Raw genomic sequence first — 22,170 nt, 5'->3', positions numbered from 1 at the left:
AACTGAACGAGCATTTAATATAGTAGGAAGGGATGTGATGAAATGACGGATTCTGAGTTTATCTCCCGAATAGCCTCCTTTGCCGTGGCTGATATGCAGCGCAGTCATATTGCGGCTTCCCTGACTATTGCCCAGGCCGCGCTGGAATCCGGCTGGGGGAACAGCAGCCTGACCGTGAAGGCTAATAATCTGTTTGGCATCAAAGGCAGCGGACCCGCCGGAAGCTTGTCAATCCGGACTACGGAATATAGGAACGGCCAAGCTGTGCAGGTATCTGCGCTTTTCAGAGCCTACAATAACTGGGGTGAGTCTGTGGCCGACCACTCTGCGCTGATTGCCCAGGGCGTATCCTGGAACCGGGATTTATACAGCAAGGTGATTGGAGCGGACGGCAGAACGGCTGCCAGGGAGATTGCCGCTGCAGGGTATGCGACCGATCCGAACTACGCGTCAAAGCTGATTCAGATTATGGATGCCTATAACTTATATCAATACGATGAGCTGAAGGAGGATGAGGAGATGTCGGCTGAAGATAAACAAAGGCTTGCGACTCTGGAAACGGAGCTTCAGGAAATGCGGGTATTGCTGGCAGGACTTACAGTGAGCCGGGATACACTCAAAACAGGTGTTCTGGAACAGGGACAGGCAATTAAAGGAGTAGCAGAGCGGGTTACCGCAATAGAAGGACGTGCTGCAGTCAGTATACCTGCCTGGGCAGAGCCGGCGGTTCAGGCAGCGGTAGCAGCGGGATTGCTCGATACCCCTACAGGAGGAAGCTATGATTTCTACCGGATATTGACGGTGCTGAACAGGGCCGGACTGCTGGTTACCGGGAAGGAGGTGTAGACCTTATGTACAACGATGCGCTTAACAATGTGCTGGCGTTTGCGTCGCTGTTGGCCGTCTTTGTAATGGCGCTGGTTCAACTGGTGAAGAACAGTGTGAATCTTCCGCGCAACGTTGTTCCCGCAGTAGGACTGGGTATTGGTCTGCTGGTCGGAGCTGTAGCCTATCCTTTTACGGACATGAATCTTATTCTGCGTTTATGGGCAGGCGGGCTTGCGGGATTGTCGGCAACAGGATTGTTTGAACTGGCCTTTAACAAGCGTGGAGGGACCACCAAGGAAGATTAAGCAGGCTGCTCGTAATATGGGGAGATGTGCATTGGCGATATATCCAAGCAATCCCGGGGACTTGTTAATACACTGTATATGAAGAAAGGAGGTGCTTGATATGGGAACTTATGTTGATGGAAGAACTTCGCAGAATGCCAGTACTGCCAACTCTATTGCGATACCGATTCTGGTTATTAATACTCCGCAGCTGTTTGGGCAGATTGGTATTATCACTCAAGGTGTAACGACGAATCCGCGTGTAATTCTAAAAGGAACGGTATCTGTGCAGCTTCCGCTGGCACTGGTTGGTGTCACTATTAGTATTGTAAGAGGAACTTTGCCTACGGATCCGCTGGTGTATTCCGCTACCTCTACTTTCAGCCTTAGTGTGCTGGCTCCACAGGTTATCACCTTCTCTGCGGATGACTTCATTCCGCCGATTACTCCGCAGCTGACTTATACTGCATTCATCACCTCTAACCTTCTCGGTACGGTCCGTGTAGGTCCTGAGAGCTTTGACGGAATTCTGGTTTCCGATTAATCTGCAGATTCATGCATCCTGTCCGGTTCGGTTGACCGGGCGGGCAGGATGCCCTTGTACATACCCCCAAATTTTGACCGTTTCGCCCAATCTGTTAAGGGATTTCGCTCATATTCTGTTCTGTAGTCATCATTTTGAAGGAGGTAATCTCATGGGTGCAGATTGCGGATACGGTGGTAATGTAGGCGGCGTTAATGTGGTTCCGGTAAGTCCTTGGACTTCAACTGGTGCGATTCTGGTACTTTATATCCTGCTGGTCATTATTCTGAGTGCCTGCTTCTACTAGAACTTAACGTAAGTCAGCGCAGTCCGGGGCTAAGGCCTTGGGACTGCGCTTTTTTTTCTGATTAGCTATGTCTGGCAGATATATGCGATAATAGTAGTCATTGTCTTCATGGCAATCAGTGCAGTTATGAAAGAGGTGCTTCATGGAAGAGAAGGAATTGGTCTATGCCATACTTAAGCGGATTGAACTGGACAAGCCGGTCGGTCAGGATGAAATGGGGCTGGAGGCCGGGGCGTATGCCGATATTATGGAGGAGCTTGTGGACAGCCGGATGGTGGAGAATGTGAGCTTCCTGAGAGCTGGCAATGGCACTGTAACCGTCCGGACTGCCGGAATGAAGATGACCCGGCGCGGCCATGATTTTATTTTATTGAAAGAATCGGGCAGAATTTGAATTTACGCTGGTTGAGATACAGGATTTGATGTTTCAGAACAAGGGGGCATGTATGGATATCAGGAAATTGCTGCCCGGCGAATTGCCGCCGATGGATTTGCTGCTGTCTGCCGATCCGTCCGAATCATTGGTGAAGAACTACCTCACAAGAGGAGACTGCTATATTGCTGTCCAGGATGAGGAGGTATTGGGTGTGTATGTGCTGCTGCCTACCCGGCCGGATACAGCCGAGCTGGTGAATGTGGCGGTTGCTGAAGAGCATCAGGGCAAAGGGATCGGCAAGATGCTGGTGCAGCAGGCTATTGAGACGGCGAAGCAAACGGGCTATACAACTATTGAATTGGGGACGGGGAATTCAAGTGTGGGGCAGCTGGCGTTATATCAAAAATGCGGCTTTCGGATCGTTGGCATAGATTTTGATTTTTTCACCAGACACTACGCGGAGATCATATACGAAAATGGCATACATTGCAGGGATATGGTGCGCTTATCACAGGACTTGAATGGCGGAAAATAAGTTTGTGAATTATGTAACTATCTGCCAAACGCCCCGTATAAACAAAAGGATGTGATTATGGAAGGGAGTTGTAATCAATGAGAAGACCAAGACGATTCTTGTTGTCCATGCTGGCCTGCTCTCTGCTGTTATCTGCGGGCTTTGTCACACCGCGGGTAGCGCAGGCAGCGGATAACAAAGTAACTCTGAGTGTGAACGATGAAGTATTGAAGTTCCCTGTAGCCGAGGCGCCATATCTGGAGGGTACTATGATCATGGTGCCTGTCCGTCAGGCGGGGGAAGCTTTGGGGTTTCAGACGGCTTACATAAAAGAGAGCTCCAGTCTGCAAATCAAGCTCAGCGGTATAGAGCTCTTGATGAAGCTGGGAGGCGGTCAGTTTATCCTAAATGGAAAGGATACACTTACCATTGAAGGTGCAGCTGTTCTGAAGAACAATCGTATCTATGTGCCGTTGCCGCTGCTGGATGAGATCGGCTATATCACCAAGCCCGGTCCGGGCTCCGCCCAGGCAGAAGTAAGCACACCGCAGAATTATACCGAGTCAGTAATGAAGCTGCTTGCCTCCGGCCAGTATGAAGCATTATCAGACCGGTTCTTCAGTACAGAGGTGCGGAATAACTTGTCGAGTCTCAAACTTCAGCAGGTCTGGGAGGGCTTTACTGCTGCTTATGGAGAGTATGGTAAGGTCGGTTCACTGAAAAGCAGCCGTGACAATGGGCGGTATTCTCTGTCCGGTATCGCTGTATTTGCACATGGAAAGCTCACGGTGACGTTTACAGTTAACAGCAGTGGCCAGATTCAGGGACTATGGTTTGCTCCGTACGAAGATCCGCAAGCAGCGCCGGAGCTGGCTCTGCCGGCAGGTGTTACCGAAGAAGCGGTTACAGTAGGAGCAGGGACCTCACATCCGCTTAAGGGCATTCTGACACTCCCCAAAGCTACCGGCAAGCCTTGGCCTTCTATAGTACTGGTGCACGGATCGGGTATCTCTGATCTTAATGAAGCGGCATATGCGTACAAGCCCTTCCGTGACATCGCATATGGCCTTGCAGAGCAGGGAATTGCAGTTCTGCGTTATGACAAGCGGGGCTACAGCTATCCGCAGGAATTCATGGGTAGTGCTGCCGCATCGGTTACCGTTAAGGAAGAAACGGTTGAAGATGCCATTGCAGCGGCAGCTCTGCTTAAGCAGGACAACCGTCTGGATGCTGCGCAGGTATATCTTGCCGGGCACAGCCTGGGCGGGATGCTGGGCCCGAGAATCGATGCGGATGGCGGTAACTTCGCCGGGTTAATCCTGCTTGCCGGCTCACCGCGAAGCTTGTGGGAGATTATCTACGACCAGAATATGAGAGTGATCTCCAGGCTGGATGATGCTATCCCGGCTAAGGCAGAGGCCGCTTCCAGCGTGAATGCGGAGCTGGCCAAAGCCAAGGCGCTGTCGGCACTGACAGACGAGCAGGCCAAAGCAGCTCCGGCTGTGTTTGGTGCAGCTGCCTATTACTTTAAGGAAATGGATCAGCACAATACCGCCGAGCTGGGCCGGAAGCTGACCAAACCTGTGCTAGTTATGCAGGGAAGCGATGATTTCCAGGTCTATGCGGACGTGGATTATCCGCTCTGGAAGGATGTCCTGAAGAATAATAGCTTGGCAGAGTTCAAGCTGTATCCGGGCCTGAATCATTTCTTCGTAGGTTATGAAGGAGCGGGGGCAGGAACACCGGATGAATATAATGTCCCGGGTATGGTCGATGAGCAGGTGATTAAAGATATGGGGCAGTGGATTTTGAAGCAGAGCAGGTAGAATAAGAAGCTTGGTTCTGGTACAATCTATTTATTAAGTTTTAAGGAGCGGGATGCATGGATAATGATCTGGCAAAGTTGTTAAGATCCGTCATTCGTGAAGAATTAGAGCCTGTGAATGAGCGCTTGGAACGGATTGAGACTGAACAGACCGGCTTGAAGCAAGAAGTGCAAATAGTGAAGCAGGATCAACAGACGCTGAAGCAAGATGTGCATATATTAAAGCAAGATGTGCATATATTAAAGCAAGATGTGCAAATATTGAAGCAGGATCAGGAATTGATTAAACGTGCGGTATTGGATACCAATGAACGGGTAATCCGGATGGAGTCCATTCTGGAGAATCAGCATCGGATTATCGAACTCCTCTCGGCACGCTCGATTGAGCAAGAGGCTCTCATTAAACGAATTAAATAAATTTCTTAGTCCGGCACTGCATGGTGCCGGGCTTTTCTTTTCGTATAGGTTTCCCAACACACAAAAAATCGAGGCTCCCTTTCGGGAGCCTCTTTCATGGGAGAGGAGAAACCGGACGAAGAGCTTATGGGGAAACGTAAGCCTGCTCCGCGGTTGTCTACGACATTTTGCGATGTCGATAGTTACAGGATGGCCCGGTTGCCGTACTTTTATACATCCGTTCTCCAAAACTTCTGAACTGCGCATTGTGACAAACTCGGACAATCTTTTTATTTCACGGATTAATTGTGGTACTATAGGCTTGGACTTATGCCCTGAAACGGCATAATAAACAGAGACATAAAGCAGGTGGATGATCGGTGAGAGTAATATCGGGCACTGCAAAGGGCAGGCCGCTTAAGAGTGTTCCAGGCAAGGGCACCCGGCCTACAACCGATAAAGTGAAGGAAGCGCTATTCAGTATGATCGGGCCTTATTTTGAAGGCGGAACGGCCCTGGATCTGTATGCCGGTACCGGCGGACTTGGGATTGAAGCCTTGAGCAGAGGGATGGAAGCAGCCGTATTTGTGGATATGGAGCAGAAGGCGCTCGACACTGTGCGGGCGAATCTGAAAGCAGCCAAGGTGGAGGCGCAGGCCGAAGTCTACCGCAATGATGCCGGAAGAGCACTGGCTGCGCTGGAGAAGCGTGGGAGAGCGTTTGATCTTGTTTTTCTGGACCCTCCGTATCGTCTGAAGCACGGGGATGAGCTTATGATGACGATGGCAGCCAAGAATCTGCTGAAGCCTGATGCCTTAATTGTGCTTGAGCATGAATCGGGTTATGAATATCCGGAGAATATACCGGGATTCAGCAGGACACGGCAATCCGTATATGGGGAGACTACGATCTCAATCTATCAGTATGAAGCTGCTCTGCCGGATGTTGCCGTCAGTGGCGAGGAGGTTAATGATGAGTCTGCAAATTAGAAAAGAGCGTGTGGCAATCTATCCCGGAACCTTTGATCCGGTAACCCTGGGGCATATGGATATTATTCACCGTGCAGCGAAACAGTTCGACAGGCTGATTGTGGCGGTGCTGAACAATTTAAGCAAGAATCCGTTATTTTCAGTCGAGGAGCGTACAGAGCTTCTGCGCCAGGCTACAGCGGACATCCCGAATGTAGAGGTCGACAGCTTCCGTGATCTGCTCGTTAATTATGTCCGGCAAAAGGATGCACAGGTGATTGTCCGGGGAATCCGTACGGTCACGGACTTTGAGTATGAGCTGCAGAATGCATCCATTAATCATAATCTGGATCCAGAAGCGGAAACGATATTTATGATGACCAATCCGAGATATTCCTATCTTAGCTCAAGTGTGGTTAAGGAAATTGCCCACTTTGGCGGGAACGTCTCGGATTTTGTAACGCCAGAAGTGGAACAGGCCATGAAGCTTAAGTTCAAGCGGATGGATGGCGGCGCCAAGTAAAGAGCTTTAGAGCCACTGATAAGCTTAGCAGGAGCAGGAGTATTAGTCCCTGCAGACTAAGGATATGAGGGAATAAGCCCCAAATTCTGGCTGCAGAGCCTAAACCGGGTTCCAGACTGGCTGAACCGGTACCGGTGAAGACCGGAAGTACAGCGGCACGGATATTTACGAGCGGCTTCCAGAGCAGAAAGGTTAGTGCAAAGGCGGTTAGTCCATGCAATAACCGGACTGCAGCAAACGGGAGAAAGCGGACATTAGCCGGTTTAAGCACCGTCAGCGCCTGAAGCTGGGCGCAGATTCCGCTCCAGGCAAGCAGAGCTGACAGCAAAGCGGGACCGAGAAGACTGCCGGACAAGAACCCTCCAAGGCTGGCAGAATCCGAGGTTAACGCATGGGCACCGAGGTGAATCTCAAACACTCCGGCAACCAGTGGAGACGGGAGCTGCGGCAGCAGCCTGGTGATGATGTTAATAACTACAGCGAACATGATCATATAGCCGCCTACGATCATCAGATTCTGGACGGCGGCGGATACAGATTCGCCGAGCACCTTGCCGAAGCCCCGTCCGTCTCTCGCACGGGCATCCAGTGCCGCCTGATGGATTCGCCCGGGCAAGGATGCTTTTTTGGCGTGCGGGCCGCTGCCGGGCGGTCTGCTGACAGTGGCGGCAGCCCCGCTGCTCTTCCGCGTTCCGCTAAAGAGAGCGGATAGCCATCCGGCGGCAAGGCCTGACAGCCAGTGAATGGCAAGCAGGGCATATCCGGCTGCCGGACTGTGCAGAAAAGCGGTGCCGACGACAATAAGTAGTGTAACCGGGCTGGCATAATGGACCATGGAGGCCAGACGTCCGGCATCCTTGTCCGTGATGTCCCCCTGCTTATGCAGCTGCATTACCGCTCCGGCTCCGGCCGGGAAGCCGGCGGTGATTCCGAGCACAAGCGTCCAGCCGCCTGCTCCTGGAAGCCGGAACAGGCGTTTCATCAGCGGCTCCAGCAGGACGCCGATGCCGTGCACGAACCCTGAAGCGGTCAGCATCTCTGACAGGATCAGGAATGGCAGCAGTGCCGGGAAGACAAGGGTCCACCAGAGCTTCAGTCCCGCAAGGGAAGCCTTGAATGAGGACTCCGGTGCCAGGACGATCGCTATAGCGAGCAGGATCGCAGCCGCCCCTGATAGGAATGGAGCCGAACCCCGGAAGAACCGCCGTATTGTAAAGTTAATCATTAGTAGCATCACCTCTTCATAGCTTAGGACATGGGCAGAGCTTGTTATCAATTTATGCAGGGGAGACAACCATCATGCCACAGCCGGAGAGAAGCTCCCGGCTCCTGGCAGCACATTCCAATGCCGGGGCTGCATGCCGCGGGAAAGAAGGGGAAGAGACTTGAGGCAACAGAAACGCCGTGTGGGTATCCGCGCCACAGCCTACTTATTTACATTTGTGGTCATTCTCTATGTTGCTGTCTTTATGAATACTCCGTATATTGTGTATCAGCCGGGAAGCGCCTCCGAGGTAGCCCCGATGATCAAGGTGGAGAATGCTGATCCCGAGGAGCAGGGCACGTTCATGATGACTACCGTATCTGCCAGTTATGCCAATGTGGCTCTTCTGGTCGCCTCCGTATTTAACTCGAATGCAGAGGTTGTCCTGAAAGAGACCCGCCTGCAGGATAAGACGGAGCAGGAATATGCGGCTGAGCAGGTCTTTTATATGAACAGTTCACAGTCGTATGCTGTACAGGCCGCTTATCATGCTGCCAAAGTGCCGTATGAGGATATTGTGGATTATTTGTACGTGTTCTCGGTGCCGGACGCAACCAATCAGGGCCAGTTCAAGCCGGGCGACAAGATTATCAGTGTAAAAGGACAGCACGCAGCCGATCCGGCGGCTCTGTCCGCCTTGCTGTCCGCATATAAAATCGGCGATACCGTTGAGGTAGTCCTGCAGCGTGGAGGCAAGGAAATATCCGAGCAGGTGAAGCTGGTGGAGGTTAAGGATAAAGAAACCTCGGCCGGACGGCCGGGCTTCGGGGTTGTTATCGGAGCCGTTCAGAAGGTACAGCCTAAGGAAGAGGGGAAAGGCGTCAGTTTTGTGGATACGAATGTAGGAGGACCTTCCGCAGGACTGATGTTCACCATGGAAATCTATAACCGGCTCACTCCGGGGGATTTGACCAAGGGCCACCGGGTAGCAGGGACGGGTACAATAGATGCTGAGGGAAATGTGGGGGCAATCGGCGGAGTGAAGCATAAGATTGTGGCTGCTGACCGCAAAGGTGCCGAATTCTTCTTCGTTCCGGTCAAAAACTATGAAGAAGCCAAGGCGAAAGCTGACCAGATCGGCACAGACATGAAGCTTATTCCGGTATCGACTCTGTCAGACGCGCTGAAATATATGGAAGAACAGCCGGTCATCAAATCCTGACCGGCGGCTCCAGGTAATCGCTGTACAGATCATTTCGTACAGGATCGGCATAGGCAGCGGCGAACACAGCTGCCGCCTGCAGATCCTGCTCCAGCATGGGATGGGAGAAGCGCGCAGGGCTTGTGACTACCGGAAGTGCCGCGCGCTGCTTCATTTGCTTCAGCAGCCTGCGGCCGCTCTCCCGGAAGCCGAGAACCCGGATATAACCCGGACCCTGGGCCGGTGCGGCCGGGGTCATTTCTACTTTGCTGTGATTCAGCAAGGTATGAAGCAGCAGACGCTGCAGCCGTGTATGGGTGTAGCGTCTGCTCTTCAGCTCCTGCAGAAGACCGGCGACCGTGAACCTGCCGAGCTGGGGAAGGATGCGGAGTATCCGGTTCTCCAGCCCTTCATTCATATCCTGCACCGTTCGCAGCTCGGCGGCTGAGTGTGTGGAGAGCATGTGGCGCAGCGGAGCCCGGAAGTCCTCAAGCGTAACCGGACCCCGGCCCGCTGCATGCTCTCTCTCCAGGATGGACACGCTATACTCCGGCATGTATGCCGCCGGAGAGCTGCCTTCCCGCAGCAGCCTGCGGATTGCTGTCGCACTGGCAATGGACGACCCGCCCTGCAGCGGGTCGTGGAAGCCCGCGCCGGTCCGCGGCACGGTGAAGGGCCTGATTGCGCTGCCGAGCCGCTGCAGCGCGATCAGATAGTGCAGGCCGAGGCTGTTGTTGGGCTGCCGCAATAGAATTTCGGCATCTGCCGGTTTCTCCTCTCCCATGAAAGAGGCCTTCCAGGCCGCCGCCGCAGCTGCGCTGTATGCGGCGGGGAATCCCGCGCCCTGCGCCATGCGCGCGCGGATCTCGTCCTTAAGCGCGCTGCTCTCCTCGGCCAGGAATCCGGCCAGGGGGAGCAGCGCGTCCAAAGTGCCGGCTTCGGAGCCGAAGCACAGGCTGTCCACGACGCCGGTCGCCTCCAGCAGGAATACCGCTCCGAAGGCGAACCATTCCGCCGGCTGGACGGCATACGCCACCGGCAGCTCAATCACGAGGTCGGCGCCCATATGCAGCGCCATCTCGGTGCGGGCGCGCTTGCTGACCGCCGCCGGCTCGCCGCGCTGGGTGAACGGGCCGCTCATGATGACGATGGAGCTTTCGGCTCCGGAGATTCTTTTGGCCTCGCTGAAATGGTGGACATGCCCGTTATGTAAAGGGTTATATTCGGCTATAATGCCTACAGTTGTCACGTTTGCTTCACGCCCTATTCTGGGATATCTGACGATTCGGGTTCCGGAATCAGGTTCATTCCTTCCCGTTTTTTGCAGATTTCTTGTATTTAACTTATGTATATCATAAATTGTCTCTGTCCCTGAAACAATATAAAGGAAAAATGGTTGACAAAGTTCGGTAATAATAGGTATAATAAATTTTGTTTGTTTGGAGTGATAACTATGAACATTCACTTTCGCAAATTAGCGAATGCCGACGAGCCCCTGGTCCTCCACGATGTTGTGGATGTCAGTGAGGTTGTCAAAGGGCGCAAGGATATTCTTGCTGTTGCACCACTCTCAGTAGACCTTAAAGCGCTGCCCGCGGGAACCGATAGTGTGAACGTGGTGGGAACACTGAGTGGAGAAGTGGACATGTTATGTTCACGTTGTCTCACAGAGGTTAACAGTAAGCTGAACATTCCTTTCGCTGAGACTTTCAAGTGGCTTAAACAGCCAATTCTTCCGGAAGATGAAGGTGAGGAACTCATTTACATCAAGGATGAGATTGTGGATCTTATCCCCTATGTGGAAGAAAATTTCGTACTGCACTTACCGGATTCGGTATTGTGCAAGGCAGACTGTCTTGGTCTTTGTCAGAAATGCGGACAGAACTTGAACGAAGGCACCTGCAGTTGCGACAACACAGTGATCGATCCAAGACTCGCTGGGTTGAAAGGATTCTTTACCAAGCAAGATAACTAAGAACAAATCCCGGGTTATAACGGGTCAAAACCAAAATCAGGAGGTTGATTAACATGGCAGTACCACAACGCAGAACGTCCAAGACACGCCGTGACAAGCGTCGTACTCACTTTAAACTGGTAGTTCCAGGTATGGTGAAATGTGAACAATGCGGAGAGCTGAAACTGGCTCACCACGTATGCAAAGTTTGCGGAACATACAAAGCAAGAGAGATCATCAAACAATAGTTTGCATATTTGCATATAAGAGTAGCACTTCATCTGCCGGTGAAGTGCTATTTTTTTGGGGATATATGAATTTATATGCTTTACATGATAGTTCCCTTCTGATTCTTGCGCCGTATCCCCAAGCACGCCGCGGGTTTGCGCGGGTTTTCAAGTCAAAGCTTTATTTTTGCGGCGTCATGCTTTATACTACATATTAGTACCTGGTTCTAATTGTTAATTAAGAACAGAGAGTTATAACTACAAGCGGCCACTCTTGCGGCCGGATGCTTTTCATTAAAGGCATGTGCCAGGAGGTGAGTCGCCATCGAACGGTTGTCCAAGAAAGAACGGCAGCAGCAGCTGCTCTCAATCATTGAAGGTAATCCTTTTGTAACGGACCGGGAATTGACCCGCCAGCTGAAGGTGAGCATTCAGACGATCCGGCTGGACCGGATGGAGCTGGGGATTCCGGAGCTGCGTGAACGGATGAAGCAAATGGCAGAGCACTCCTATGATCAGGTCCGCTCGCTGCCTGTCGACGAAGTGGTTGGTGATATAGTCGATTTGCAGCTGGACCGGAGCGGGATTTCAATTTTTGAGATCCGTGAAGAGCATGTCTTCTCCAGAAACGGGATTGCCCGCGGCCACTATGTCTTCGGCCAGGCGAATTCGCTGGCAGTTGCTGTTATCAATGATGAGATTGCCCTGACCGCTTCAGCCGATATCCGGTTCGTGCGCATGGTCCGGCTGGGTGAGAAATGTATCGCCAAAGCGCAGGTACGCTCGCTTGCGGGCCGGAACGGCAAAGCTGAGGTGGACGTGTTTACATATGTTGGAGAAGAACTTGTATTTCAAGGCCATTTTGTAGTGTACCGTTCTGCAATTGAAGAGTACAGCGAAGGGGGAAACCGGAGTGCTGATCGCCATTGATGCCATGGGCGGGGATAATGCTCCTGAGTGTAATGTAGAAGGGGCCCTGGCTGCAGCAGCGGAGTGGAGTGATACGCAGATCGTGCTGGTCGGTGATGAAGCCAGACTTGCACCGCTGCTGAAGAACAAGCCGTCTAATGTGACGGTGCGTCATGCGGGGGATGTGATCGGTTCCGATGAGGAGCCAGTGAAGGCGGTCCGCCGTAAAAAGGATTCGTCCATGGTAGTCGCCGGACGGATGGTGCGCGAAGGTGAAGCCGATGCCATGATCTCGTCAGGCAATACCGGAGCACTTATGACTACGGGGCTGCTGGTTGTGGGAAGAATGCAGGGTATAGAACGTCCTGCCCTGGTGGCGATGATACCGACGCTGGATGATGTCGGCGTATTAGCCCTGGACCTGGGTGCCAATATGGATGCCAAGCCGCAGCATCTGGCCCAATATGCCCTGATGGGCAGCATATACCGCAATAAGGTGCATGGTATTGCGAAGCCCCGGGTAGGCCTGCTGAACGTAGGGACAGAGCCGGGCAAGGGGAATGAGCTGACCAAAGAAGCTTATCCGCTGCTTAAAGCTTTGACAGGGATTCATTTTGTCGGCAATGTGGAGGCACGGGATGTGCTCACCGGAGCCTGCGATGTGCTGGTCTGTGACGGGTTTGCCGGCAATATCCTTCTGAAGACACTGGAAGGAACGGCAGGCGCCATGTTCTCTCTGCTGAAGGAGCAATTCAGCAAGTCGCTTAAGACCAAGCTGGGCGCAGCCATACTGATGCCGGAGCTTAGAAGTCTTAAGGGCAAAATGGATTATAAGGAGCACGGCGGAGCGCCGCTGCTCGGTCTTAGCGGTCTCGTAGTGAAGGGGCATGGTTCCTCCGACGGCAACGCGGTGAAGAATGCGGTAAGGCAGGCCCGGATTGCGCTGCAGGCGGATCTGGTAGCCAGTATATCCAGAGAAATTAGCGGGAAGTGAGTGACGATATGAAACAATTACGTCCGGTAGGAATCATTGGTACAGGTAAATATGTACCCGAAAGAATATTGACCAACAGCGATCTGGAGAAGATCGTCGACACAAACGATGAATGGATTGTCAGCCGTACAGGTATCCGGGAACGGCATATTGCCGCTCCGGAACAAGCCACCTCCGATCTTGCTTATGAAGCAGCGCTGAAGGCATTGGAATCCGCCGGCATGAAGGCGGAAGAGCTTGATCTTATTATTGTGGCCACAGTTACACCGGACAGCACTTTCCCATCCACAGCCTGTATTCTTCAGGACAAGCTGGGCGCTAAGGGGGCTGCGGCCTTTGACCTGTCGGCAGCCTGCTCCGGGTTCGTCTACAGTCTGGCTACGGCAACCGGCTTTATCCAGAACGGCATGTATAACAATGCGCTTGTTATCGGTGCGGACACATTGTCGCGCATCACGGATTATACAGACCGCAATACCTGTGTACTGTTCGGGGATGGTGCCGGCGCAGTCATCGTAGGTGAAGTTCCGGAAGGCCGCGGCTTCCAGTCCTTCGATCTTGGCGCTGAAGGTTCCGGCGGCAGCCTGCTCAAGATGGAAGCAGGCGGTTCACGTCTGCCAGCCTCCCAGCAGACGGTAGAAGACAAGAAGCATTTCATCTATATGAACGGCCGTGAAGTATTTAAGTTCGCAGTGCGCGTTATGGGCACGGCTACGGAACGTGTGCTTACCAAAGCAGGATTGACCAAGGAGAATATCGACTTGTTCGTGCCTCACCAGGCCAACATCCGGATTATTCAATCGGCGATGCAGCGTCTGGATCTGCCGCCTGAGAAATGTGTCATCAACGTTGATAAATATGCGAATACTTCAGCGGCATCCATTCCGCTGGCACTTGTGGAAGCAGCAGAGGAAGGCCGGATGAAGGAAGGCGACACTGTGCTTATGGTCGGCTTCGGCGGCGGACTCACCTGGGGTGCTTCCGTACTGATCTGGTAAAGAATAGGGCAATACTAACAGAACGAAGCGGTTCTATCCTGGCGTAAGGCGGGAGGAGCCGCTGTTAACGGGAAGGGAGCTTTTAGCATCATGGGTAAAATCGCATTTGTCTTTCCCGGTCAGGGTGCACAGGCAGTTGGTATGGGTAAGGATGTATATGAAGCCCTGCCGCAGAGCCGTGCAGTATTTGAAAAGGGTGACGAAGTTCTTGGATTTCCGCTAAGCAAGCTTATATTTGAAGGACCTGAGAGCGAGCTTAAGCAGACTGTCAATACACAGCCGGCATTGGTTACAGCCAGTGTGGCTTATCTGGAAGCACTGCGGGATTTAGGGGTAACGCCTGATTATGTAGCAGGTCACAGTCTTGGTGAATACAGCGCTCTTGTAGCCGCCGGGGTCCTCTCTTATGAGGATGCAGTGCGGCTGGTACGTCTGCGCGGACAATTCATGGAAGAAGCTGTACCAGGAGGACAAGGGGCTATGGCTGCTACACTTGGCGCAGACCGTGCAGCACTCACGGAACTTTGCCGCAGTATTTCAGAGGCTGGCAATTCCGTTGAGCTGGCTAACGTCAACTGCCCGGGACAGATCGTGGTTTCCGGCACCGTGGCTGGCGTGAATGAAGTGGTGCAGCGTGTTAAGGAAGCAGGCGGCAAACGGGCAATTCCGCTGGAGGTCAGCGGCCCGTTCCACTCCTCATTAATGAAGGAAGCCGCTGAAAAGCTGGCTGCAGAGCTGCAGAAAGTAACCTTTAATGCTCCTGTTATGCCGGTAATCGTCAATGTCACAGCTGCCCCGGTTGCAGATCCGGAAGAGATTCGTAATCTGCTGGTAGCGCAGGTATTCTCTCCTGTACTCTGGCAGGACAGCGTGGAATGGCTCATTGCAGACGGCGTGGACACTTTTGTAGAGATCGGCTCCGGCAGTGTGCTGGCAGGCCTGATCCGCAAAATTGACAAGAATGTTAAGCTCGTGAATATCAACAGTCTCGAGAGCGCTCAGACTGGCTGGTAATCCGCTTGGCATGAGAATAGCGGCATGATTATTGAAGGGGGACAACTGGAAATGTTTGCAGCACTCAAAGGTCAGACCGCCCTTGTTACCGGCGGTTCCCGGGGGATTGGCCGCGCAATTGCACTGGCGCTGGCGGAGCAGGGCGTGAAGGTTGCCGTGAACTACTCGGGCAGCCTTCAGGCGGCAGAGGAAACTGTAGCCCGGATTCAGGAGCTGGGCTCGGAAGGAATTGCTCTGCAAGGGAATGTCGGTAACAGCGAACAGGCGGAGAACCTCGTGAAAGAGGTTATTAACACTTGGGGAAAAATCGATATTCTTGTGAATAATGCCGGCATTACCCGGGATAATCTGATTATGCGCATGAAAGAGGAAGAATTCGACCAGGTCATCGAGACGAATCTGAAGGGCGTGTTCAATTGCCTGAAGGCAGCGACACGTCCGATGATGAAGCAGCGTTACGGCCGGATCATCAATATTTCCTCTGTCGTGGGTGTGACGGGTAATCCCGGACAGGTGAACTATACGGCTGCCAAAGCAGGGGTTATCGGGATGACGAAATCCGCGGCACGCGAGCTGGCTTCACGGGGAATTACCGTGAACTGCATTGCACCGGGGTTCATCGATACCGATATGACCCGTGAGCTGTCCGATGAAGTCCGCAGTGAGCTGGTTAAGGGGATTCCCCTTGCCAAGCTTGGGCGGGCGGAGGACATTGCTAATACGGCGGTATTCCTGGCCTCGGAAGGGGCAGCCTACATGACAGGCCAGACACTTCATGTGGATGGCGGAATGTACATGTAAGGTAACGCCAGCGTTAGATCATTACGGGGGAAGAGAGCAGAGGCGGCCAGAAAGCGTTTTTTGTGCTCTATGGTATTTTGACTTCATATCTCGTATAATACCAAAAGAGGAGGTGAACCGGATGTCCGATGTATTGGAGCGTGTAAAACGCATTGTCATCGACCGCTTAGGTGCCGATGAAGCTGAGGTAACATTAGAAGCGTCTTTCAAAGATGATTTAGGTGCTGATTCTCTTGATGTAGTAGAATTGGTTATGGAATTGGAAGATGAATTCGATATGGAAATCTCTGATGAAGATGCAGAGAGTATTACGACCGTGGGTGAAGTTGTGAAGTACATACAATCTCATACCTAGAGTCATATGATTGAGGGTCCCGTTCCTGCCAGGGCGGGACTTCTCCTCATTTTAAGGTAATTTAAGGGCAGCAGCAAAGGGTGCATGGGCATCTTTATGGGGAAAATAACAGAACCGCAGATTGGTTAATTTTGCGGCGACTGCAGTTTATATAGACTTCTGGCCGGAATACATTTACATGTTGTAGAAGTATATACAGCCTACAGATGGGGTGAACGCGTTTGAGTCAAAGAGTGGTTGTTACAGGTATGGGAGTGATGACATCGCTGGGCAAGGATCTGGAAACGTTCTGGGACAGTCTGATGAGCGGTACATCCGGAGTATCTCTTGTTGAAGCTTTTGATGTCAGTGAATATACTACGCGAATCGCGGCTTCGGTCAAGGATTTCAATGCTGAGGAACGTTTCGGCCGTAAGGAAGCCCGCAAGATGGACCGTTTCGTGCAATTTGCGGTTGCTGCCGGCGAAGAAGCCCTGAAGGACAGCGGACTGAAGATTGGTGAAGATATCGATGCTGAGCGTATCGGCGTGTCTGTCGGCTCCGGTATCGGCGGTCTGGGTACTTGGGAAGACAATCACAATCTGCTGCTGGAAAAAGGCCCGAAACGGGTCAGCCCGTTCTTCATTCCAATGATGATTGCCAACATGGGCTCCGGCCAGCTGTCGATCAATCTCGGTGCCAAAGGTCCGAATACAACGACGGTAACCGCTTGCGCGACAGGCAGCCATTCCATTGGTGAATCCTTCCGCCTGATCCAGCGCGGTGATGCGGATGCGATGATCTGCGGCGGTGCAGAAGCAACCATCCGTCCTACAGGTATGGCAGGCTTTTGTGCAATGAGAGCCATGTCCACCCGCAATGACGAGCCGCAGAAGGCAAGCCGCCCGTTCGATGTTGACCGTGACGGTTTTGTTATGGGTGAAGGCGCAGGAATCCTGATTCTCGAATCTCTGGAACATGCAGAGAAACGCGGAGCCAAGATTTACGCCGAAGTGATTGGATATGGCCTGAGTGCCGATGCCCATCATATGACGGAGCCTGATCCTGACGGTGCAGCACGCTGCATGAAGATGGCGATCCGCGATGCCGGAATTAATCCGGAGGATATCGATTACATCAATGCGCATGGTACCTCAACACCGGTAGGCGACAAGTCGGAAACCGCGGCTGTCAAGAAAGCTCTGGGTGAGCACGCGTACAAGGTAGCAATCAGTTCCACCAAATCAATGACAGGCCACTTGCTTGGCGCTGCCGGCGGTGTGGAAGCGATTATCTGCGGTCTTTCGCTGCAGAAGGGCATGATTGCTCCTACGATTAATTTGGACAACCCTGATCCGGATTGTGATCTGGATTATGTTCCGAATGTGCCCCGCAAAGCGGATCTAAATATCGCGATGTCGAATTCATTCGGATTCGGAGGCCATAACGCGACTGTTATACTCAAAAAATATAATAAGTAGGGGGACAGTGCAGTGAAAGGAGACCTGAAGCAGTTACAAAGCCAACTTCAAATCCAATTTCACGATCCTGTACTTCTGAAGCAGGCTTTTACCCATGCATCTTATGTGAACGAACACCGTTTCAATCAGCATCAGGACAACGAGCGTCTGGAATTTCTGGGTGACGCTGTGCTGGAGCTTACGGTGTCCGAATACTTGTACAATCTGCTCCCGGACAGGCCTGAAGGGGAACTGACCAAGCTGCGTGCCGCTATTGTATGCGAGCCGTCGCTGGTCCGGTTTGCCGAGACGCTCGGTTTCGGACGGTTTGTGCTGCTGGGTAAAGGGGAAGAACTTACGGGCGGGCGTACCCGCCCGGCTCTGCTGGCCGATGTGTTTGAAGCCTTCGTGGGAGCGCTTTATCTCGATCAGGGACTGGAAACGGCCCGGAAGTTTCTGGATAATCACGTTTTCCCGCTGGTCGAAACCGATGGTAAGCTGCAAATGCAGATGAGCGATTTCAAAACAGAGCTTCAGGAACTGATACAGCATCATGGCATGGGTACGCTGGAATATCGGATTATTGAAGAACGCGGACCGGCGCACGAGCGCGAATTCGTATCTGAAGTGTTCATGGCCAGCCGTTCGCTGGGCAGCGGCAGCGGCCGCTCCAAGAAGGAAGCGGAACAGCAGGCAGCGGCAGCGGCGTTATTGCGTCTGAAGGAAGACGGGGCCTGAGGTAGACTTGAACAGCAAAGCTGAGCAAGCGGAGTAGAGCAGCAATGGTCTGAATGCCGGCGTTTAGGCGGAAGTCAGACTTTTGCTGCTCTTTTTCGAAATGAAGGATGTAACAGGATGCCCGGATTGGAGTTTGACGATTCTAGGCAAGGAAACGCTATGGTATAATGGGTTAGAGGTGATAGGCGAGTTATGTTTCTGAAACGGATTGAATTAGCGGGCTTCAAATCATTTGCCGACAAAACGGAAATGGAATTTGTGCGCGGAATTACGGCCGTAGTCGGCCCGAACGGAAGCGGCAAAAGTAATATTTCCGACGGCATACGCTGGGTGCTTGGCGAACAGAGTGCCAAATCACTGCGCGGCGGTAAAATGGAGGATATTATCTTTGCCGGAAGTGATGCCCGCAAAGCGGTCAATTATGGCGAGGTCTCCCTTACGCTGGATAATGAGGATCATGTACTGCCGCTGGATTTCAGCGAGGTTACGGTTACCCGCCGTGTGCACCGCAGCGGAGAAAGTGAATATTTAATCAATAAGCAAGCCTGCCGGCTGAAGGATATCACAGAGCTGTTTATGGATACCGGAATCGGCCGCGAGGCTTATTCGATTATTGGACAAGGCCGGATTGAAGAGATACTCAGTACCCGTTCTGAAGACCGGAGGGGGATATTTGAAGAAGCTTCGGGGATTGTTAAATATAAATCACGTAAAAAAGACGCCGGGCGCAAATTGGACGAGACCGAGCAGAATTTGCTGCGGATTCATGACCTGATCAGTGAGCTTGAGGATCAGGTGGGGCCGCTGAAGGATCAGTCCGAGAAGGCCATCCGTTACAAGGAACTGCGTGAGCAGCTGAAGCATCTCGAGATCTCGGTGTATGTGCATCAGATTGAAGGCATACATACGGCCTGGCAGGAAGGCAATACACGGCTTGAGCTGCTGAAGAATGAACAACTTGAGCTGTCCACGGTAGTCTCCGCCCATGATGCGAAGCTGGAGAGCGGCCGTGCTGAGCTGCGGAGCCTGGAGCAGGAAGTGGAGAAGCTGCAGGAGCAGCTGCTGCACTACAGCGAAGCGAACGAGAAGAGCGAAGGCTACGGAGAGCTCCTCAAGGAACGCCGCCGTAACCTGGAGAACAACCGCGAACAGCTGATGCAGACCCTGGGTTCTGTAGGGGAGCGTTCTGAGGGACGGCAGCGTGAGCTGGCGGAGCTTGAGCATAAGCTGAAGCAGTCCCGCCAGGCGCTGGAGGAACTGCGTCTGCAGCTGGCTGATGAAGAATCCAGGCTGCAGGGTGTTGCCGGGGGTATCAGCCAGAGCAAGGAAGAGAAGCTGAAGAGCGCGCTGCTCGAGCTGATGAACCTGATGGCTCAGGCGCGCAATGAAATCCGCTATGCGGATCAGCAGAAGGAGAGCCTGGAGAAGCGGATGAGCCGCAGCCAGGAAGAGAGCGGCAAATGGACAGCCCGGCTGGAGGAGCTGACCTCTGCCCAGAGCGGGCTTAAGGATAAGATTGCCGGACTCGGCAAGGAAATCGGCCTTTTGCGCGGTGCGTACATTACGGAGAGCGAGCAGACCGGTAAGCGGCAGAAGCTGCTGGAGGAAACGCAAAGCGGCCTGCGTAAATGGGAGCAGAAACGCGAAGCCCAGGTCTCCCGGCATGAGACGATGAAGGAAATGCAGGATGATTTTGACGGCTTCATGCTTGGGGTTAAGGAAGTGCTGAAAGGTGCCCGCAAAGGACAGTTAACCGGTGTACACGGCGCGGTTGCTGAACTAATCTCCGTTCCGGAGAAGCTCGAAATGGCTATCGAGACGGCCATGGGCGCTTCGCTGCAGCATGTTGTTATGGAGAACGAAGCTGTGTCCCGGCAGGCGATTGCTTTCCTGAAGCAGCGCCAGCTGGGACGGGCGACCTTCCTGCCGCTGGATGTAATCCGGCCCCGGCAGATTACCGGCAGTGACCGCAGTATGGTGGAAGGTGCCGAGGGGTTTGTCGGAATCGGTTCTGAGCTGGTTGGTTTCGAGGAGAAGTATTCTAGCATTGTAGGGAGTTTACTGGGGAATGTGGTTATCGCTGAGAGCCTGGAGCAGGCGAACCGCATTGCGGCCAAATGCCAATACCGGTACAGAGTCGTAACGCTTGAAGGAGATGTTGTCAATGCCGGCGGTTCGATGACCGGGGGCAGCCAGCATAAGAAGAACAATAGTCTGCTCAGCCGCAAACGGCAGCTGGACCAATTGTTCGGCGAGATTGAAGAGAGCGAACAGCAGATTGCCAAGCTGAAGCAGGGAATCCTCCGTCTGCGCACCGAGCAGGACAAAGCGGCTCAGAAGCTGGAAGAGCTGCGGCATGACGGTGACGAGAAACGTCTGGAAGAGCAGCGAGTATCCGGTGATCTAAAGCAGCTGGAGCAGGAGCTTCGCCATGTTAAGGAGCAGGTAGAGGGTGCGGGTGCAGAGCGCAGCGGATTCGAGAATGAGGTCCGCGGCTTCGAAGAGACCCGCAAGCAGGCGGAGGCTGAGCTTGCCCGGCTGGAGAAGGAAGAGAAGGAAGCCCACGAGGCCATCCGGAACGCCGAATCCGACCGTAAGGCAAATGAAACCGCCAAGGAAGAGCTGCAGGGTAAGCTGACGGGCATGAAGGTTACGGAAGGGAAGCTGGACCAGGAGATATTCTCCCTGGAGGAGCAGCTGCGGCGTATGCGACAGGATGCCGGCTCGCAGGAGAAAGAGCTGCGGCAGAGCCGCAGCCTGCTGATGACCATCGAGCAGGATCTGGAAGAGAATACACGCGAAGCTGTGAAACAGAAGGAAGATGTGAACAGCTTACGGCTCAAGAAGGAAGATACCTCAGCGAAGCTCGACCTGGCCCGTGCCGACCGCACCGCGATCTCACGCAAGCTGGAGCTGGCCGAAGGAGAGACCAAAGACCAGCGGCAGGCGCTTAAAGTGGTTGAAGACAAGCTACGATCAACGGAGGTTGCCGTCGGGCGGCTGGACGTGGAGCTGGATAATATACTGCGCAAGCTGAGCGATGATTATGAACTAAGCTATGAGCTGGCTAAGCAGCGTTATCCGGTTCCCGAGGATGTACCTGCAGCGCAGATGGAAGTACAGCGTCTGAAGCGCAGCATCTCCGGACTGGGTGAGGTGAATCTGGGCGCCATTGAAGAGTATCAGCGGGTGCATGAACGCTATACCTTCCTCAGCGGACAGAAAGACGATCTGGTCGAAGCCAAAACTACGCTGTATCATGTCATTCATGAGATGGAAGAGGAAATGTCCAAACGCTTCAAGCAGACCTTTGATGCTATCCGCCGTGAATTCGGCACGGTATTCTCAAAGCTGTTCGGTGGTGGACGGGCAGACCTGATGCTGCTTGATCCGGAGCATATGCTGGATACGGGGATTGATATTGTTGCCCAGCCTCCGGGCAAAAAACTGCAGAACCTGCAGCTTCTGTCTGGCGGGGAACGCGCATTGACCGCTATGGCCTTGCTGTTCGCGATCCTTCAGGTCAAGCCGGTGCCGTTCTGCGTACTGGATGAAGTGGAAGCGGCGCTGGATGAAGCCAATGTCGTGCGCTTCGCCCAATATCTGCGCGAGTTCTCGGAGCAGACGCAGTTTATCGTAGTCACCCACCGCAAAGGAACAATGGAGGAAGCCGATGTCCTCTATGGTGTGACCATGGAAGAGGGTGGCGTATCCAAGCTCGTATCGGTGCGGCTGGAGGATGAAGAGGCGGAAATTGCCTGATAGGTAGATGCTTACGAAGCGGGTTTTATT

The 22,170-nt window shown here is 53.1% G+C and carries 24 protein-coding genes; 22 read left to right on the top strand and 2 right to left on the bottom strand.

What is annotated here, in order from left to right:
* Positions 1-42 precede the first annotated feature (42 nt).
* The 10 genes from NSQ73_RS17010 to coaD all read left to right on the top strand — a co-directional run bounded on the left by NSQ73_RS17010 (position 43) and on the right by coaD (position 6,544).
* On the top strand, positions 43-846 hold the full coding sequence (locus NSQ73_RS17010; RefSeq protein ID WP_340987385.1) for a glycoside hydrolase family 73 protein: 804 nt from the start codon (positions 43-45) through the stop codon (positions 844-846).
* A 5-nt stretch (positions 847-851) separates the two neighbouring features.
* Positions 852-1,133: a holin gene (locus NSQ73_RS17005; RefSeq protein ID WP_039305999.1), complete on the top strand. Its 282-nt coding sequence runs from the start codon at positions 852-854 to the stop codon at positions 1,131-1,133.
* Between the two features lie 100 nt (positions 1,134-1,233).
* Complete coding sequence (locus NSQ73_RS17000; RefSeq protein WP_171719319.1) at positions 1,234-1,656, top strand: hypothetical protein; 423 nt, start codon at positions 1,234-1,236, stop codon at positions 1,654-1,656.
* 151 nt (positions 1,657-1,807) lie between these two features.
* Positions 1,808-1,942: a sporulation protein YjcZ gene (locus NSQ73_RS16995; RefSeq protein ID WP_099052468.1), complete on the top strand. Its 135-nt coding sequence runs from the start codon at positions 1,808-1,810 to the stop codon at positions 1,940-1,942.
* 142 nt (positions 1,943-2,084) lie between these two features.
* Positions 2,085-2,336 (top strand): hypothetical protein, encoded by a 252-nt coding sequence (locus NSQ73_RS16990; protein WP_042136908.1) that lies wholly within the window; start codon positions 2,085-2,087, stop codon positions 2,334-2,336.
* 52 nt (positions 2,337-2,388) lie between these two features.
* The gene (locus tag NSQ73_RS16985; protein WP_340987383.1) at positions 2,389-2,853 is read left to right on the top strand and encodes a GNAT family N-acetyltransferase; all 465 of its coding nucleotides are present in this window, start codon (positions 2,389-2,391) and stop codon (positions 2,851-2,853) included.
* Positions 2,854-2,930: 77 nt separating this feature from the next.
* Positions 2,931-4,658, top strand: a complete 1,728-nt coding sequence (locus NSQ73_RS16980) for an alpha/beta fold hydrolase (protein WP_340987382.1) — start codon at positions 2,931-2,933, stop codon at positions 4,656-4,658.
* Positions 4,659-4,714: 56 nt separating this feature from the next.
* Positions 4,715-5,074 carry a hypothetical protein gene (locus tag NSQ73_RS16975; protein ID WP_340987381.1) on the top strand — a complete coding sequence of 120 codons (360 nt, stop codon included), beginning with the start codon at positions 4,715-4,717 and terminating at the stop codon, positions 5,072-5,074.
* 359 nt (positions 5,075-5,433) lie between these two features.
* A complete protein-coding gene (gene rsmD, locus NSQ73_RS16970; protein WP_340987380.1) occupies positions 5,434-6,042 on the top strand; it encodes a 16S rRNA (guanine(966)-N(2))-methyltransferase RsmD in 609 nt (202 codons plus the stop codon).
* Positions 6,026-6,544 (top strand): pantetheine-phosphate adenylyltransferase, encoded by a 519-nt coding sequence (gene coaD, locus NSQ73_RS16965; RefSeq protein ID WP_144026102.1) that lies wholly within the window; start codon positions 6,026-6,028, stop codon positions 6,542-6,544. Before rsmD ends, coaD begins: the two co-directional genes overlap by 17 nt.
* On the opposite strand, the gene NSQ73_RS16960 is transcribed toward coaD, so the two are convergent.
* Entirely contained in the window at positions 6,516-7,769 is a 1,254-nt protein-coding gene (locus NSQ73_RS16960) for a nucleoside recognition domain-containing protein (protein WP_340987379.1), read from the bottom strand. The two genes, coaD and NSQ73_RS16960, sit on opposite strands and share 29 nt — an antisense overlap.
* Before the next feature lie 160 nt (positions 7,770-7,929).
* Here NSQ73_RS16960 and NSQ73_RS16955 point away from each other — a divergent pair, with 160 nt between their 5' ends.
* Complete coding sequence (locus NSQ73_RS16955) at positions 7,930-8,970, top strand: SepM family pheromone-processing serine protease (RefSeq protein WP_052421855.1); 1,041 nt, start codon at positions 7,930-7,932, stop codon at positions 8,968-8,970.
* Here the strand turns inward: NSQ73_RS16955 and NSQ73_RS16950 are convergent.
* Positions 8,960-10,198: a nucleotidyltransferase gene (locus tag NSQ73_RS16950; RefSeq protein ID WP_340987378.1), complete on the bottom strand. Its 1,239-nt coding sequence runs from the start codon at positions 10,196-10,198 to the stop codon at positions 8,960-8,962. The genes NSQ73_RS16955 and NSQ73_RS16950 overlap by 11 nt on opposite strands.
* Positions 10,199-10,402: 204 nt before the next feature.
* Here NSQ73_RS16950 and NSQ73_RS16945 point away from each other — a divergent pair, with 204 nt between their 5' ends.
* The 11 genes from NSQ73_RS16945 (at position 10,403) to smc (ending at position 22,140) form a co-directional block, all read left to right on the top strand.
* Entirely contained in the window at positions 10,403-10,924 is a 522-nt protein-coding gene (locus NSQ73_RS16945; protein ID WP_039307410.1) for a YceD family protein, read from the top strand.
* 53 nt (positions 10,925-10,977) lie between these two features.
* The gene (gene rpmF / locus NSQ73_RS16940; protein WP_019911234.1) at positions 10,978-11,151 is read left to right on the top strand and encodes a 50S ribosomal protein L32; all 174 of its coding nucleotides are present in this window, start codon (positions 10,978-10,980) and stop codon (positions 11,149-11,151) included.
* Between the two features lie 312 nt (positions 11,152-11,463).
* Positions 11,464-12,060 carry a transcription factor FapR gene (gene fapR / locus NSQ73_RS16935; RefSeq protein ID WP_039307413.1) on the top strand — a complete coding sequence of 199 codons (597 nt, stop codon included), beginning with the start codon at positions 11,464-11,466 and terminating at the stop codon, positions 12,058-12,060.
* Complete coding sequence (gene plsX / locus NSQ73_RS16930; protein WP_340987377.1) at positions 12,044-13,033, top strand: phosphate acyltransferase PlsX; 990 nt, start codon at positions 12,044-12,046, stop codon at positions 13,031-13,033. Before fapR ends, plsX begins: the two co-directional genes overlap by 17 nt.
* An 8-nt stretch (positions 13,034-13,041) precedes the next feature.
* Positions 13,042-14,031: a beta-ketoacyl-ACP synthase III gene (locus NSQ73_RS16925; RefSeq protein ID WP_144026103.1), complete on the top strand. Its 990-nt coding sequence runs from the start codon at positions 13,042-13,044 to the stop codon at positions 14,029-14,031.
* Positions 14,032-14,121: 90 nt separating this feature from the next.
* The gene (gene fabD, locus NSQ73_RS16920) at positions 14,122-15,045 is read left to right on the top strand and encodes an ACP S-malonyltransferase (protein ID WP_340987376.1); all 924 of its coding nucleotides are present in this window, start codon (positions 14,122-14,124) and stop codon (positions 15,043-15,045) included.
* A gap of 51 nt (positions 15,046-15,096) precedes the next feature.
* The gene (gene fabG / locus NSQ73_RS16915) at positions 15,097-15,846 is read left to right on the top strand and encodes a 3-oxoacyl-[acyl-carrier-protein] reductase (RefSeq protein ID WP_039307455.1); all 750 of its coding nucleotides are present in this window, start codon (positions 15,097-15,099) and stop codon (positions 15,844-15,846) included.
* Between the two features lie 121 nt (positions 15,847-15,967).
* Complete coding sequence (locus tag NSQ73_RS16910; protein ID WP_039307421.1) at positions 15,968-16,201, top strand: acyl carrier protein; 234 nt, start codon at positions 15,968-15,970, stop codon at positions 16,199-16,201.
* Positions 16,202-16,422: 221 nt separating this feature from the next.
* Positions 16,423-17,661 carry a beta-ketoacyl-ACP synthase II gene (gene fabF / locus NSQ73_RS16905; protein WP_083442770.1) on the top strand — a complete coding sequence of 413 codons (1,239 nt, stop codon included), beginning with the start codon at positions 16,423-16,425 and terminating at the stop codon, positions 17,659-17,661.
* 12 nt (positions 17,662-17,673) lie between these two features.
* Positions 17,674-18,378, top strand: a complete 705-nt coding sequence (gene rnc, locus NSQ73_RS16900) for a ribonuclease III (RefSeq protein ID WP_039307426.1) — start codon at positions 17,674-17,676, stop codon at positions 18,376-18,378.
* 192 nt (positions 18,379-18,570) lie between these two features.
* Entirely contained in the window at positions 18,571-22,140 is a 3,570-nt protein-coding gene (gene smc, locus NSQ73_RS16895) for a chromosome segregation protein SMC (protein WP_340987375.1), read from the top strand.
* The last annotated feature ends 30 nt before the right edge of the window (positions 22,141-22,170 follow it).

The organism is Paenibacillus sp. FSL R10-2736 (assembly GCF_038000245.1).
In the GTDB taxonomy this organism is placed as follows: Bacteria; Bacillota; Bacilli; order Paenibacillales; family Paenibacillaceae; genus Paenibacillus_AQ; species Paenibacillus_AQ phytohabitans.
The sequence above is the reverse complement of the archived record's forward strand: the minus strand, read 5'-3'. Positions and strand labels throughout refer to the sequence as shown.

Excerpts from the sequence above, each read along its gene's own strand:
- NSQ73_RS17010 (WP_340987385.1), top strand. The coding sequence starts at position 43 with ATGACGGATTCTGAGTTTATCTCCCGAATAGCCTCCTTTGCCGTGGCT.
- NSQ73_RS17005 (WP_039305999.1), top strand. The coding sequence starts at position 852 with ATGTACAACGATGCGCTTAACAATGTGCTGGCGTTTGCGTCGCTGTTG.
- NSQ73_RS17000 (WP_171719319.1), top strand. The coding sequence starts at position 1,234 with ATGGGAACTTATGTTGATGGAAGAACTTCGCAGAATGCCAGTACTGCC.
- NSQ73_RS16995 (WP_099052468.1), top strand. The coding sequence starts at position 1,808 with ATGGGTGCAGATTGCGGATACGGTGGTAATGTAGGCGGCGTTAATGTG.
- NSQ73_RS16990 (WP_042136908.1), top strand. The coding sequence starts at position 2,085 with ATGGAAGAGAAGGAATTGGTCTATGCCATACTTAAGCGGATTGAACTG.
- NSQ73_RS16985 (WP_340987383.1), top strand. The coding sequence starts at position 2,389 with ATGGATATCAGGAAATTGCTGCCCGGCGAATTGCCGCCGATGGATTTG.
- NSQ73_RS16980 (WP_340987382.1), top strand. The coding sequence starts at position 2,931 with ATGAGAAGACCAAGACGATTCTTGTTGTCCATGCTGGCCTGCTCTCTG.
- NSQ73_RS16975 (WP_340987381.1), top strand. The coding sequence starts at position 4,715 with ATGGATAATGATCTGGCAAAGTTGTTAAGATCCGTCATTCGTGAAGAA.
- coaD (WP_144026102.1), top strand. The coding sequence starts at position 6,026 with ATGAGTCTGCAAATTAGAAAAGAGCGTGTGGCAATCTATCCCGGAACC.
- NSQ73_RS16960 (WP_340987379.1), bottom strand. The coding sequence starts at position 7,769 with ATGATTAACTTTACAATACGGCGGTTCTTCCGGGGTTCGGCTCCATTC.
- NSQ73_RS16945 (WP_039307410.1), top strand. The coding sequence starts at position 10,403 with ATGAACATTCACTTTCGCAAATTAGCGAATGCCGACGAGCCCCTGGTC.
- rpmF (WP_019911234.1), top strand. The coding sequence starts at position 10,978 with ATGGCAGTACCACAACGCAGAACGTCCAAGACACGCCGTGACAAGCGT.
- NSQ73_RS16925 (WP_144026103.1), top strand. The coding sequence starts at position 13,042 with ATGAAACAATTACGTCCGGTAGGAATCATTGGTACAGGTAAATATGTA.
- fabD (WP_340987376.1), top strand. The coding sequence starts at position 14,122 with ATGGGTAAAATCGCATTTGTCTTTCCCGGTCAGGGTGCACAGGCAGTT.
- fabG (WP_039307455.1), top strand. The coding sequence starts at position 15,097 with ATGTTTGCAGCACTCAAAGGTCAGACCGCCCTTGTTACCGGCGGTTCC.
- NSQ73_RS16910 (WP_039307421.1), top strand. The coding sequence starts at position 15,968 with ATGTCCGATGTATTGGAGCGTGTAAAACGCATTGTCATCGACCGCTTA.
- smc (WP_340987375.1), top strand. The coding sequence starts at position 18,571 with ATGTTTCTGAAACGGATTGAATTAGCGGGCTTCAAATCATTTGCCGAC.